Genomic DNA, 12,753 nt, shown 5'->3' with positions numbered 1-12,753 from the left:
AGGCACCTGGCTTTCGGAACGATTTCACACCTATCAATCTTGTATTACAAGGTTGAATTAAAAGTAATACATGGAGTTTTTATGGCTGGGCAATGGATTGCCGTAGACTGGGGAACAACCAATTTCAGAGCATTTCTGATGTCTGAATCAGGCGACTGTCTGGATACCATTCAGGCTCCTAAAGGGTTGCTTTCCGTTAAACACCAACAATTCCCCGAAGAATTTGACGGGCTGATTCACCACTGGACTGAGAGTCATGGTCCGCTGCCCGTCATAATGGCTGGAATGGTTGGTTCTCAACAGGGCTGGCGTGAAGTGCCTTACCTCCCTGCCCCCGCGACCATTTCTGATATTGCTCAAGGGTCTAAAGCCGTGACCTTACTTTCGGGAATCCAGGCAAAGATTGTCGCTGGCGTTCTTTGCCAAAATGCTTTTGGTCACCCAGATGTGATGCGTGGGGAAGAGGTTCAGTTGGTGGGGTTAAGTGACCAGCTCCAGCAAGATTTCACAGCTATTTTGTGTGGCACACACAGCAAGCATGCGATCTGGAAAAACGATCAACTGATGCACTTCTCCACTGTGATGACTGGTGAACTCTATTCCGTTCTGACCAGCCATAGCTTGTTAGGCAAAGCCTTACCAGAACAGGAACCCGATGAAGCCGTGTTTAACAAAGGTCTGGATATCGGCATCAGCCACCCTTTAAATCACGTTTTGTTCAGCGCGAGATCATTCCGTTTAACAAAAGACATCAAAGAAACGCATGTCCACTCATACATTTCTGGGCTTCTCATTGGTCATGAACTCTCCAAAATCGATGAACAGGAAGAAGTCCATCTGGTCGGCTCAAAAGGTTTGAGCAACCGCTATTCCAACGCATTGAGTTATCTGAATATTCGCCACCAGATTCATGATGGCGACCAGTGCTTTTTGAAAGGTATGACAACCATTTACAACAGCGAGAACTGCAATGAACACTGATCAGCTTAGAAATAATGAATGGTTTAACACCCTGCCACTTATCGCCATACTCCGCGGGGTAGAGCCTGATGAAGTCATCGACATTGCCAGCGTACTTCTGGAGTATGATTTTCGATTTATTGAAGTGCCGCTGAACTCTCCAGATGCCGTAAAAAGCATTGAAAAGCTGGTGCAGCGCTTTGGCGATAAAGCCATCATAGGTGCAGGGACGGTAACAACGGTGGATAAACTGATGCCCGTTATCGAAACAGGTGCCAGACTGATCGTCACTCCTAACCTGAACCCCGACGTGGTCTCCACAGCCAGAGAGCACGATTGCGTTGTCTTCACTGGGGTTCAAACCCCTTCGGAAGCCTTTTCTGCCATTCAACATGGCACAACCGCACTGAAATTTTTCCCCGCTGAACTGATTCAACCTACCGGTATTAAAGCCATTAAATCGGTTCTGCCTCCCAACATGATTTGTTGCCCAACAGGTGGGATTGAAGCAGACAAAAATCAATTGCAGTCCTACATCGATGCTGGTGTCGACGGATTTGGCTTGGGATCGGGGTTGTATAAGAAAGGGATTACGTCATCTGAATTGCGAACGCGAGCCAAAGCGTTTCGGGATTGTTGGGCATCCTTAAATTCCACAGAACGTTAAAGGTGAATCCCCTTTTTACTCAAAGACTTATTGAAGGCGTTATATGAAAATTACTGGTTACGAAACATTTATAGTGGCACCCCGATGGGGCTTTTTAAAAATCACCACCGACGAAGGTATTACAGGCTGGGGAGAACCTTGTTTAGAAGGCAGAACGCACACAGTTCATACCTGCGTTGATGAGTTAATGGAATACCTTATTGGTAAAGATCCAAGAGACATAGAACTGCACTGGAACTACCTGCACCGTTCAACCTTTTACCGAGGCGGCGCAGTGATGATGAGCGCCCTTTCGGGTATTGATCAGGCGCTTTGGGACATCAAAGGCAAAGCACTAGACTCTCCTATTTATCAACTTCTCGGAGGCAAATGCCGCGACAAAATCCAAACCTACTCCTGGATTGGAGGTGACAGACCCAACGATGTAGTCCGCATGGCAAAGGAACGAAAAGCATTAGGGTTTAATGCCATCAAAATGAATGGCACCGAAGAGCTCAATTTCATCGACAATTACAGCAAGGTAGACGCGCTGCTCGATCGAGTTCAGGGTATTCGCGATGCACTGGGTAAGGATTTTGGTATTGGAATCGACTTCCATGGGCGGGTTCACAAAGCCATGGCGAAAGTCATGATGAAAGAGCTAGAGCCAATGCACCCTATGTTCGTGGAAGAACCCGTACTGGCAGAACATTTCGACTGCATCCACGAGATTGCCCGCTATGGTGCCATTCCTATTGCTACTGGCGAGCGATTACATTCTCGATGGGATTTCAAAAAGCTGTTGGAACATGGTGGCGTCGACATTATTCAGCCCGACGTTTGCCACTGTGGCGGTATTACCGAACTGAAAAAAATCGCCTCGATGGCAGAAGCTTACGACGTCGCACTCGCCCCTCACTGCCCACTGGGCGCAATTGCGCTGGCGTCGTCTGTTCATATTGATACCTCCTGCCAGAATGCCATCATTCAGGAACAAAGTATCGGGATGCACTACAACAAAGGAAACGATGTTCTCGACTACGTAAACAATAAAGATGTCTTCGATTTTAAAGATGGCTACTGCCTTAACATTGAAGGACCGGGGTTAGGCATCGACATAGACGAAGACTTTATGCGCGAGCAGCATCAAAAAGCCCTTTCACAACCTAAATGGCGAAACCCACATTGGACAAATGAAGACGGCTCCTTCGCAGAGTGGTAATCCACTCCCATTCTAATTCACATTAAAAAGCAGCTTCCTCGTGTTGCTGCTTCTTTGTTTTCCACCGACCTTTCTCACCCCAAACTATTCCTTTAACGTCTGACAAACGGCGATTTTACTTGTCCCAAATCTTGTTTATCAGCACCAATGGATCGCTCCTGTTCAATTTTTGATATAAAGACAAACGAGCATTCAATAACACCTCTCTCCTCCCCGATCATTTCCCATCTGGTTATGAAGTAAGCAGCGCTTTATTTTGTGTGTTAATATGATAAACATATAAATATGGAGAGCGTACATGAGTAAAAATAGCTTACTGAATCGCGCAAGCTTGCTTGAAGGATCAATCAAACACCGCGGCATTCTCGGAACCGTTGTTGAACACCTTGGTGTTCGCATTGTGGGCGGTGAATGGAGTGAGAATGAAGCCGTGCCCAAAGAAGCCGCCTTAGTTGAAGAGCTGGGTGTGAGTCGCTCTGTTATCCGAGAAGCCTTTCGTATGCTTTCTGCCAAAGGGCTTATTTTTAGCCGGACATCGGATGGGACACGCGTACAGCCCCGCTCAAAATGGCGTCTGCTCGACCCGGACTTAATGGAATGGCGAATCAAATCTGGCGAAACCCACGACCTGCTGAACGATCTGCTTAAAACCCGACTCGTCCTCGAACCGGGTATTACCTTCTCTGCCACTCAAACCGCAACGGATACAGACCGCCAGCGAGTTACCGATGCATGGAATGCAAAAGTGGCGGTGTTTGAAGACGATAACGCACCAGAGCAGGAAAGACGAAACCGCTTTATTGAAACGGATCTGGAATTTCATCGTGCGTTAATTGCGTGCGTTCAGTCGGAACTGCTCAATCACCTGTTTCTTGTTATTGAAGCAGCCCTCGCCTTACTCATTGATTTGCAAATGAAAGGCAAAGGATACACCGACAAAATGATAGGGATGGAAGAAAGCCACGTTCTTCATCAAGACGTATACGACGCCTTTATGGCAGGAGACGCGACCGTTGCAGAGGAAGCAATGAAAGCGCTTATCAATCGTGCAATCAGTGATGCTCACGAGGGAATGAAATTGGTTAACAACTAGGGTCTGTATACCCTTAAAGGACTTACATGAACAAGGATGTATTAGGAAATGAAACCATTGCCAATGTCGCCGACCGATTATTAGAACACCCTTTTCAAGGGTGGTTCTATGGCGATTCTGTAGGGTTTGAAGGTTTACTGGCAGCGTCAGATTATCTTGGCGACAACCGATGGTCTGACTTTACCTGGGGATTTTTCCGCGGCTGGGCTACCAGACGAACCCCGTTTCAACTGGATGACAATACGGCACCAGGTCACATCATGTGCTCGATCATCGAGAGAAAGAAAGACGAAAACCTGAAACAGGCTACCATCGACTTAGCGCACCATTTGAGTGAAAGACGCAATATCGATGGCGTGCCCGTCACCTTTGAAGACACCCTTCGCTCGCTCAGACAGCCATACGGCGGCGTTCCGCTATCTGAAGAGCAACAAAAACAAATGCTCAATCCGGGGGCTGGTATCTGGCTCGACTGCATGCACTTCGATCCACCTTTCTATGCTCACCTGTCTCATATCGACCCTTCAGGCAACTGGGGAGAAAGAGCAATTCGCGAAATACTCGGTTATCGACAATTTCTGTTTAACCCTGAACTTGGGCTTTATCGTCACTACTGGCTGGAAGACACCAAGCAATCGTACATTGATGGCTGGGGTCGTGGGCAAGGATGGGCGTTGCTGGGCTTACTGGACGTCGCTCACTACGCCTCAAGTGTAGAAGGTGCAAACACGGTTAAAGAACAGGCTCAGCAATTAGCCGGTAAAATGCTGGAATTCCAGCTTCCAGATGGCAACTGGTACGCGATGATTCACGAAGAGCGTTCAGGTCCTGAATCTTCCACTGCTGCCTTTATGGCGACTGCTTTTTATCGTGGAATGAAAGCAGGTATTCTGGATCATGAAACCTTTGAAAACCCTGCCGAACTAGCATTTGAGGCGATGGTTAAAAATCTGGATAACGACGGAAACCTGATGGGTGTGTCTGCGGCAGTGATGTCTGCTTTAGTGGATGAACACTATTGGCATGTCCCTCTGAATAAAATTGTTCCTTGGGGACAAGGACCAGTGCTCACAGCGTTAGCGGAAAGAAAAGCGTATTTAGAATCCGCATAGATCAATACACGAACACAGCTTCAGTAGATGAAGCTGTGTTCGTTGTCTATTTCAAATTTTACGAACTATATTATTCGTACATTCGTATCGTCACGCCACCATCGATCACTAGGTTTTCTCCTATCATAAACCGCGCTTCTTCAGAGGCGAGCATCGCGGCGACTGCCGCCACTTCTTCGGGCTTGCATAACCTCCCAACGGGTTGCTTGGCTTCTACCTTTGCCCGTTCTTTGTCTGGATTATCCGATTTATTAAACTCATCCTGTGCGATTTGAGTATCGGTATACCCGGGGGAAATGGCGTTAACGGCAATGCCCTCACCAGCGTATTCCAGAGCCAAAGAGCGCGTCATCCCCAGCAGAGCATGCTTGGCAACAGGGTATGGAAACGTTTTAGGAATGATGGAAAAAGCGTGATTAGAAATGATATTGATGATCGCCCCATTTCTTTTCTCAAGCATGAAGGGCAATACCGCCTTACAGCAATACCAGGCTCCTTCAAGATCCACTTTCATGCATAAGTCCCAGTCATCCTGAGCCGTATCCAGTGGTTCTTTGAATACCGCAATACCCGCGTTGTTTACCAGAATGTCCACACTTCCAAACAATGAGCTCGTCTCTTTGACCATTGCGGATACCGAATCAGAATCCGAAATATCCGTTGTAATACAGACTACGGCGTTCCCTGTTTCGTTCTGAATGGACGCTGCACTTTCCTTGCCCAGCCTGCCATCCCGCTCTGCGATTACCACTGTTGCACCTTCACTTGAAAACCGATGTGCAATGGCTTTTCCGATCCCCCGACCGGCTCCGGTCACGATTGCTACTTTCCCTGTTAAACGCTGCATTTCTATTTTTCCTGTGCTTGATCACATCAACTTTGTCTGATAAACATATAATAATCTAAAGTACAAAAAATAACCAACCACCACAAGGAAAGAAACATGAACAAAGGAAGTTCGATCGTTGCCTTGTCTGCGTTGCTGGCAGTTGCGAGCGCAAGTGCAAGTAATGGAGAAATTGTTGCCATCTACAAAAGTGGTACTCAGCAATACTTCATTGATCAGGGCAACGGATTTAAAGACGCTGCCCAGTCTCTGGGTTACTCAGCAAAAATCATTAATGTGGAACTCGACGCTAACCTCGCCATCAATGCGGTGACCGATGCGATTGCGTCTGGCGCGAAAGCCATCGCGATTACAGCGCCGGATCAGGCACTGGGTCCAGCAGTCGCTCGCGCGGCTAAAGAAGCCGGGATCCCAGTCATTGCCACCGATGATCCCCTTAAGGATGGAGATGGAAATCCGATTCCATTCGCTGGATTCGATGGCAAAGCGATGGGAACCAAAGTGGGTCAGCGAGCTGGTAAGCTTTTGAGAGAATCTGGCTGGCTGGAGAAAAACGATTACGGTGTTCTGAGTGTCGAAGTACAAACAGTGTCGGTGTGTAATGACCGGACTGATGCATCTCGGGAGCAGGTGATCGCCGCGGGTGCCGATGCCAGTAAGATCTACCCCGTTGCCTATTCCGGTACTACAGACAGCAGCCTGACAGCAACGGGACCTGTTATCACCTCCCATCCAAACATCAATAAGTGGGTTGTTTTTGCCTGTAACGATGAAGGCGTACTCGGTGCAACAAATGCCCTTAAAAATGCAGGGTTCCCTGCTAAAGATGTCATCGCAGTCGGTCTTGGTGCTTATGAAGCGTGCCGCCCTTGGAAAGCCAATATCCCAAGCGGGTTCAAAGCCGCGCTTTACATCAGCGGAGTGGATGTTGGTGAAGCGGCTGCCCGTGCGTTAATTAAATCCATTGAGTCTGGTCAGCCGCTACCACTTAAAACGGTCGCGAACACCACCATAGTCGATGCCTCAAACTATCAGACATTCATGCCCTGTAATTGAGGAATCAATATGGAATCGGCAACGGTATTGTCTGTACAGGACGTCTGGAAATCTTTTCCAGGCGTCAAAGCCCTGTCTCACGTTTCGATGAAGGTCGACTCAGGGGAAGTAGTCGCCTTTATCGGTGAGAACGGAGCAGGCAAATCAACACTCCTGAAAATATTGTGCGGTGATTACCAACTGGATAAAGGTCAGGTCAGTTTAGACGGATCTGACATCAGTACAGCCACGCCACTTCAGTCCAGAAATGCAGGCTTTCGTCTTGTCCGTCAGGAACCGGAAATCGTGCCTTACATTTCTGCCGCTGAAAACGTGTTTATTGGTGAATATCCCCAGACTCAGGATGGCAGAGTGGATCACTCTGAAATAGTGCAAAGCACTGAGCAACTGCTGGAGAAATACGGCTTCACTGGCATGCTCGATGTTCATACCTTAGGGCACAAACTTTCCCCTGCTCAGATGCACATTGTTGAGATCCTGAGAGCGGTTAAACACGGTGCGAAAGTGGTGGCTTTTGACGAACCCACTTCGTCTTTAACCACCGAAGAATGCACCAAGCTGTTCCGCCTGATTCGGACATTACAAGCTGAAGGGCTTGGGGTTATTTACGTCTCTCACCGTTTGCACGAAATTATGGAAATCGCGGACCGCATTGTGGTGTTAAAAGACGGTTTAGTCACAGGAGATGTTAACGCTTCTGAGACCAATCAAGATCAGATCGTCAGCATGATGGTTGGACGCGAACTGGTACACAGTTTTCAACGGGAAAATGCCAGCCAGCAAGACGTCGTTTTTGAAGTGAAAAACTTGTCGAGCCACTGGCATAAAGACATCAGTTTTCAAATCAAGGCAGGCGAAATCTTAGGGTTTGCCGGGCTGGTCGGTGCTGGAAGAACAGAACTGGCAAAAGTGCTGTTTGGAGAATTTCCAAAAAACTCTGGGCAGGTCTTTGTCGCAGGGAAAGAACAGAAAATCTCATCCCCTGCTGATGCCATTAAAGCCAACATTGGATTTGCACCAGAAAACCGTAAAGCGGAGGGGCTGATCTTAGTTCGCTCCGTTTTGGAAAACGCCTCTATGGCTGTGTACTCCGCTCTAGCTCGCTTTGGCATTTTACGCTACGCCAAAATGGGCGACACCATCACCCCCTTCATTAATCAGTTAGAAATCAAAACACCGAGTTTAGATCAGGAAGTTGGGAAGCTATCTGGAGGAAATCAGCAAAAAGTGGTACTTGCTCGCTGGCTTGCCGCGAACCCGAAAGTGCTCATTCTTGATGAGCCCACTCGGGCGGTGGATGTGGGTGCTAAAGCCGAAATTTACCGTCTGATAGATCGACTGGCACAACAAGGGATGGCCATCATGATGATTTCATCTGAAATGCCCGAACTGCTGTCTATGTCGGATCGCATCATCGTGATGCATGAAGGTGAAATCTCTGCCCCTATTCCCAGTCAGGAAGCCACCGAAGAGTCCATCGTTAACTTTGCCATTAGCGGTAAAGCCGTTCATTAAACATTGTGTTCAAGGAAGAGTCACATGCCCACAAATGAAGCAGCCTCGGTTTCAGTAAAAGCGCCCAACCCGAAACCTTCTTTGCTAAAAAGAATGACCGATCTGGTTGGCGTAGAAAATCTGTCGCTGATTATTGCTCTTATCATCATGGTGGCTTTAATCACCACCCAAACCGAATACTTTTTTTCACCCCGTAACCTGCTCAACATTGGTCAGAACATGGCGGTTGTCGGGCTTATTGCTGTCGGAATGACACTGGTGATTGTGTCCCAAGGGCTTGATATATCCGTGGGTTCTATCGCGGGTTGTGCGTCGGTTATCTGCGCCATTATTGTGACCCAAATGGGAACCGTAGCTGGGGGTGTCGCAGGAGGCATTGCGATTGGCTTGGTACTCGGGCTGGTCAATGCTGCCATTATCTCTCATCTCAAAGTGAACCCTGTTGTAGCAACTCTGGCAACGTTCTCGGCTTTTCGGGGAATTGCTTTCTTAATTGCACCCGGTGGCCGACCTGTAGGTGTTTTGGATCAGGGGCTTGCCTATTTAGGTTCAGGAAGAGTGATGGCATTCGGCGATTTCCCCGGCATTCCCGTCGCTTTTATCATTCTGGTGATTGTGGCGCTTATGGGGCATTTCATCATGCGCTACACGGTATTTGGTCGCTCCATTTACTCCATGGGGGGCAACCCCGCCGCCGCAAGGCTGGCGGGTATCAACCTGACTCGCATGCGCTTCTACATTTACGCCATTTCAGGCGCGCTTTCCGGATTAGCAGGCGTCATAGTGACGGCCAGAACAAGTTCCGGCCAACCCGCATCCGGAACACAGGGGCTGGAATTGGAAGCGATCACGGCCGTGTTTCTGGGCGGCGCATTACTCGCCGGCGGTAAAGGGACCGTCTTTGGCACCATGCTCGCGGTATTACTTCTTGCCACGTTATCAAATGGCATGAATTTACTCGGTATTCCAACGTTTTATCAACTCGTGGCTAAAGGCTTATTGCTGGTTCTTGCTGTTGCTATTGGTCAGTGGCGTCTCGCCCGCTCTGAAAAACAACAATCTAAATAACGCCACCAATTTACGAACTATAGAGAGGAATTATGTCGGACCATATTTTATTCAACGTCGAAGATGGCATCGCGACGCTCACGCTCAATCGCCCTGACAAGCTCAATGCAATTACCGCCGCGATGGGGACAGAAATCGTCCAGTATGCCAAGCAGGTCGACACGGATGACGATATCAAGGTGTTGGTGATTGCGGGTCAGGGTGAACGCGCTTTTTCTGCTGGCAGTGACGTCAACATGCTTGATGATCTTGGCACTGCGTGGGAAGGACGAAACCGCGCCAATTACGACCGTGATTACATCGCCCCACTTCTCCATTTGCGCAAGCCTGCGATTGCAGCCATTGATGGCTATTGCTTAGGAGGTGGACTGGAAGTTGCAATTTGCTGTGACATTCGAATCGCGACACCACGTTCCCGATTTGGTGCTCCTGAAATACAGAGAGGCTGGCACGCAGGGAGTGGCAACACTTCTATTCTCCCTCGTCTGGTTGGGTTTGGAAACGCAGCCATGTGGATCCTTACGGGCGAGCTAATGAGTGCAGAAGAATCTCACCGGGTAGGTTTTGTTCAGAAAATCGTTTCGGAAGATGACCTGATGTCGGAAGCAAAACGCCTTGCAAAACGCATCGCGCAAAACCCGCCGATTGCGGTTCAGTCGGCTAAAAATGTAATTCGCCAGAGTCAGGGAACCTCGATTGAGCAAGGTTTATCCTGGGAAAACGACGGCTATACGCTGTGCATGATGACGGACGATGCCGCAGAAGGGATTGCAGCATTTGGCGAGAAAAGAGAACCGGTGTTTAAGGGGCGATAAATGGAAATCTCCAATTCAAATAAAGGTCCATTACAGGGAATAAAAGTACTGGATCTGACGATTGCGATGGCTGGTCCCCTATGCACTCAGCGCTTAGGAGAAATGGGCGCAGATATTATTAAGATTGAAGCACCGGGCGGCGGAGATTTTTCCCGCCACGCCCCAATGGCCGATGTCACCAAGTTCGGTGACGCCACATGCTATGTCACTTTGAACCAAAACAAACGCTCGCTGGTGATGGATCTTAAATCGGAAGAAGGCAGAAACGCGTTGTACCGTTTGGTGAAACAGGCAGACGTGCTGGTTCAGAACTTTCGCCCGAGAGTCGCAAAAAAGCTGGGTATCGACTTCGAATCGCTTTCGGCGATCAATCCGTCTCTGGTGGTCGGTTCAATCAGTGGTTATGGCAGTGACGGCCCAATGAAAGATCGCCCAGGTCAGGATTTATTGTTGCAGGCGTTTACCGGTTTAACCATGCACGGTGGCCGGGAAGACGGATTACCCATGCCCTCACCCCTTTACATGGTGGATGTCACGGCTTCTCACATGCTGTGTGAAGGAGTGCTAGCTGCTCTGATTGCCAGAAGCCGAACTCAGGTTGGCGAAGAAGTGTCTGTCACCATGATGGGTGCCATTATGGAAATGCAATGTCAGGAGATCGCCACATGGTTTGCCTCTGACTCACCTCCCAAACGAAGCAAAGCGCCTCACGTGTCGATATATCAGGAACCACCCTATGGGATCTACCAATGTCAGTCTGGGTACTTTGCCATTGCGCAGGCAGACTTGTCGGTGCTCGCGCAGGCACTGGAAAAACCTGAATTAGAAACTCTGAAATCTCAACGCCCATCGCAAAGTGATATTGACGATATGTGTGAGTGGCGCGACCAAATCTATTTCCTTGTCGCCGACACACTCAAAACACGTTCAGCACAGGATTGGGATGAACTGCTGACTCCTCTGGGCGTCTGGTGCAACGTGGTGAATTCCTATCAGGAGTTTTTGTCTCACCCGCAAGCGGCACCTCATATCACCACAATCGAGCACCCCATCGGTGGGAAATACAAAGCGGTTTCACCAGCAATCAGATTTGGGGAGAAGTCGCATAGCGGTCTCACTCATGCCCCTCTGTATGGAGAACATTCTGTTGAGATACTCGCCGAATTTGGTTTTAGCAAAGAAGAAACACAAACACTTTTAGAACAGCAGGTTATTCACGCAAATAAATAACCCATACAAAAAATACAAGTGAGAGATAAAACAACAACGTCGAGCTAGGTTTTACGGCTCCAGAAGGAAGGAGCATTGACTATACATGGAGATAGACCAATGAAACGACAGATACAGCAATTCTTACTCGTGCTTCTGCTTTGTGTGGTAGGCACCACTGCACATGCAGCCAAAGAGACGTACAAACTCAAGTTCCAATCCAGTGATAATTCTGGGAACCCTAACTTCCTGCTTAAAAAAGAATGGGCAGAACGCGTTGCTCAGATGACCAATAACCGAGTGATGATTGAAGTGTTATCCGTGGGTTCTGTGGTGAAGCATACCGAAACCATCGACGCAATCAGCGCTGGCATCCTTGATGGTCATATTACGGCTACGGGTTATTTTTCAGGAAAAGATCCAGCGTTCGGGCTTTTGGGTAACCCTGTGGGTGCCTGGTCAGACCCAAGCGAGATGTTGCTCTTCATTGAACACGGCGGCGGCAAAGAACTTTATCAGGAACTGCTAGCGCCTTACGGGCTTCACTTTATTGGTGCTTCCGCTACAGGTCTTGAAGCTTTCGTTTCAAAGAAACCACTTGATTCAGTAGCAGATCTCAAGGGCTTGAAGTTACGCGCGCCAGAAGGTTTAGTGCAGACGATCTTCACCGCAGCTGGTGCAATCCCTGTGAATTTACCCGGTTCGGAAGTGTTTACCGCTCTGGATAAAGGCGTTATTGATGCAGCAGACTACACGGTGTTTTCAACCAACCACCAGCAAGGCATGCACGACATCGCCCCTCACCCCGTTTACCCAGGCTTCCACTCTCTTCCAGTCTTAGAGGTTTCAATCAACAAAGAAACCTGGGACAGCATGCCTGCCGATCTGCAAACCATTCTTGATGTTTCGGTTCGCGATTTTGCCCGCCAGATGGTTTCTCGCTTGAAAATGGCGGATCAGAAAGCGGTGGCAGAAGTACTAGCTGGTGGAAAAATCACGATTCACGACTGGTCGGCAACGGAGCGTAATAAGTTCAGATCCATTGCCAAAAATGAGTGGGAGAAGTACGCCAAAAAGTCGCCTAATGCTCAAAAAGTCTATCAAGCGATAACCAAGTTTTTGGCAGACAACGGCATGCTTTAGCTGAACCGTTAACCGTCCAACACCACGGCTGTGCTGTTTTGCACAGCCTCTTAAGCCAAGGAAGGTT

At 48.6% G+C, this 12,753-nt stretch carries 12 protein-coding genes; 11 read left to right on the top strand and 1 reads right to left on the bottom strand.

The window, feature by feature from the left end; genetic code table 11:
* The first annotated feature begins 81 nt into the window (after nucleotides 1-81).
* From QMG91_RS08390 to QMG91_RS08370, 5 genes are all read left to right on the top strand, one after another.
* Nucleotides 82-981 (top strand): 2-dehydro-3-deoxygalactonokinase, encoded by a 900-nt coding sequence (locus tag QMG91_RS08390; protein WP_281830267.1) that lies wholly within the window; start codon nucleotides 82-84, stop codon nucleotides 979-981.
* Nucleotides 971-1,627, top strand: a complete 657-nt coding sequence (locus tag QMG91_RS08385; RefSeq protein WP_281830265.1) for a 2-dehydro-3-deoxy-6-phosphogalactonate aldolase — start codon at nucleotides 971-973, stop codon at nucleotides 1,625-1,627. The genes QMG91_RS08390 and QMG91_RS08385 overlap by 11 nt, the downstream gene beginning before the upstream one ends.
* Nucleotides 1,628-1,670: 43 nt before the next feature.
* Nucleotides 1,671-2,828, top strand: coding sequence for a galactonate dehydratase (gene dgoD / locus QMG91_RS08380; RefSeq protein WP_281830263.1), 1,158 nt, complete (start codon nucleotides 1,671-1,673; stop codon nucleotides 2,826-2,828).
* Between the two features lie 298 nt (nucleotides 2,829-3,126).
* On the top strand, nucleotides 3,127-3,921 hold the full coding sequence (locus QMG91_RS08375; protein WP_045964184.1) for a FadR/GntR family transcriptional regulator: 795 nt from the start codon (nucleotides 3,127-3,129) through the stop codon (nucleotides 3,919-3,921).
* Nucleotides 3,922-3,947: 26 nt separating this feature from the next.
* Complete coding sequence (locus QMG91_RS08370) at nucleotides 3,948-5,033, top strand: glycoside hydrolase family 88 protein (protein WP_281830260.1); 1,086 nt, start codon at nucleotides 3,948-3,950, stop codon at nucleotides 5,031-5,033.
* A 70-nt stretch (nucleotides 5,034-5,103) separates the two neighbouring features.
* Here the strand turns inward: QMG91_RS08370 and QMG91_RS08365 are convergent, their stop codons facing one another.
* Complete coding sequence (locus QMG91_RS08365; protein ID WP_281830258.1) at nucleotides 5,104-5,880, bottom strand: SDR family oxidoreductase; 777 nt, start codon at nucleotides 5,878-5,880, stop codon at nucleotides 5,104-5,106.
* A 96-nt stretch (nucleotides 5,881-5,976) separates the two neighbouring features.
* On the opposite strand from QMG91_RS08365, the gene QMG91_RS08360 reads away from it, so the two are divergent.
* From QMG91_RS08360 to QMG91_RS08335, 6 genes are all read left to right on the top strand, one after another.
* Nucleotides 5,977-6,936 carry an arabinose ABC transporter substrate-binding protein gene (locus QMG91_RS08360; RefSeq protein ID WP_281830256.1) on the top strand — a complete coding sequence of 320 codons (960 nt, stop codon included), beginning with the start codon at nucleotides 5,977-5,979 and terminating at the stop codon, nucleotides 6,934-6,936.
* Between the two features lie 9 nt (nucleotides 6,937-6,945).
* Nucleotides 6,946-8,451: a sugar ABC transporter ATP-binding protein gene (locus QMG91_RS08355; protein WP_281830254.1), complete on the top strand. Its 1,506-nt coding sequence runs from the start codon at nucleotides 6,946-6,948 to the stop codon at nucleotides 8,449-8,451.
* A 24-nt stretch (nucleotides 8,452-8,475) separates the two neighbouring features.
* Nucleotides 8,476-9,519 (top strand): ABC transporter permease, encoded by a 1,044-nt coding sequence (locus QMG91_RS08350; protein WP_022550749.1) that lies wholly within the window; start codon nucleotides 8,476-8,478, stop codon nucleotides 9,517-9,519.
* A 32-nt stretch (nucleotides 9,520-9,551) separates the two neighbouring features.
* Nucleotides 9,552-10,334 carry an enoyl-CoA hydratase/isomerase family protein gene (locus QMG91_RS08345; protein ID WP_022550750.1) on the top strand — a complete coding sequence of 261 codons (783 nt, stop codon included), beginning with the start codon at nucleotides 9,552-9,554 and terminating at the stop codon, nucleotides 10,332-10,334.
* The gene (locus QMG91_RS08340; protein ID WP_281830252.1) at nucleotides 10,335-11,564 is read left to right on the top strand and encodes a CaiB/BaiF CoA transferase family protein; all 1,230 of its coding nucleotides are present in this window, start codon (nucleotides 10,335-10,337) and stop codon (nucleotides 11,562-11,564) included.
* Between the two features lie 99 nt (nucleotides 11,565-11,663).
* On the top strand, nucleotides 11,664-12,686 hold the full coding sequence (locus QMG91_RS08335; RefSeq protein ID WP_022592608.1) for a TRAP transporter substrate-binding protein: 1,023 nt from the start codon (nucleotides 11,664-11,666) through the stop codon (nucleotides 12,684-12,686).
* Nucleotides 12,687-12,753 lie beyond the last annotated feature (67 nt).

Source organism: Vibrio nigripulchritudo (assembly GCF_027924785.1).
Taxonomy (GTDB): Bacteria; Pseudomonadota; Gammaproteobacteria; order Enterobacterales; family Vibrionaceae; genus Vibrio; species Vibrio nigripulchritudo.
The sequence above is the reverse complement of the archived record's forward strand: the minus strand, read 5'-3'. Positions and strand labels throughout refer to the sequence as shown.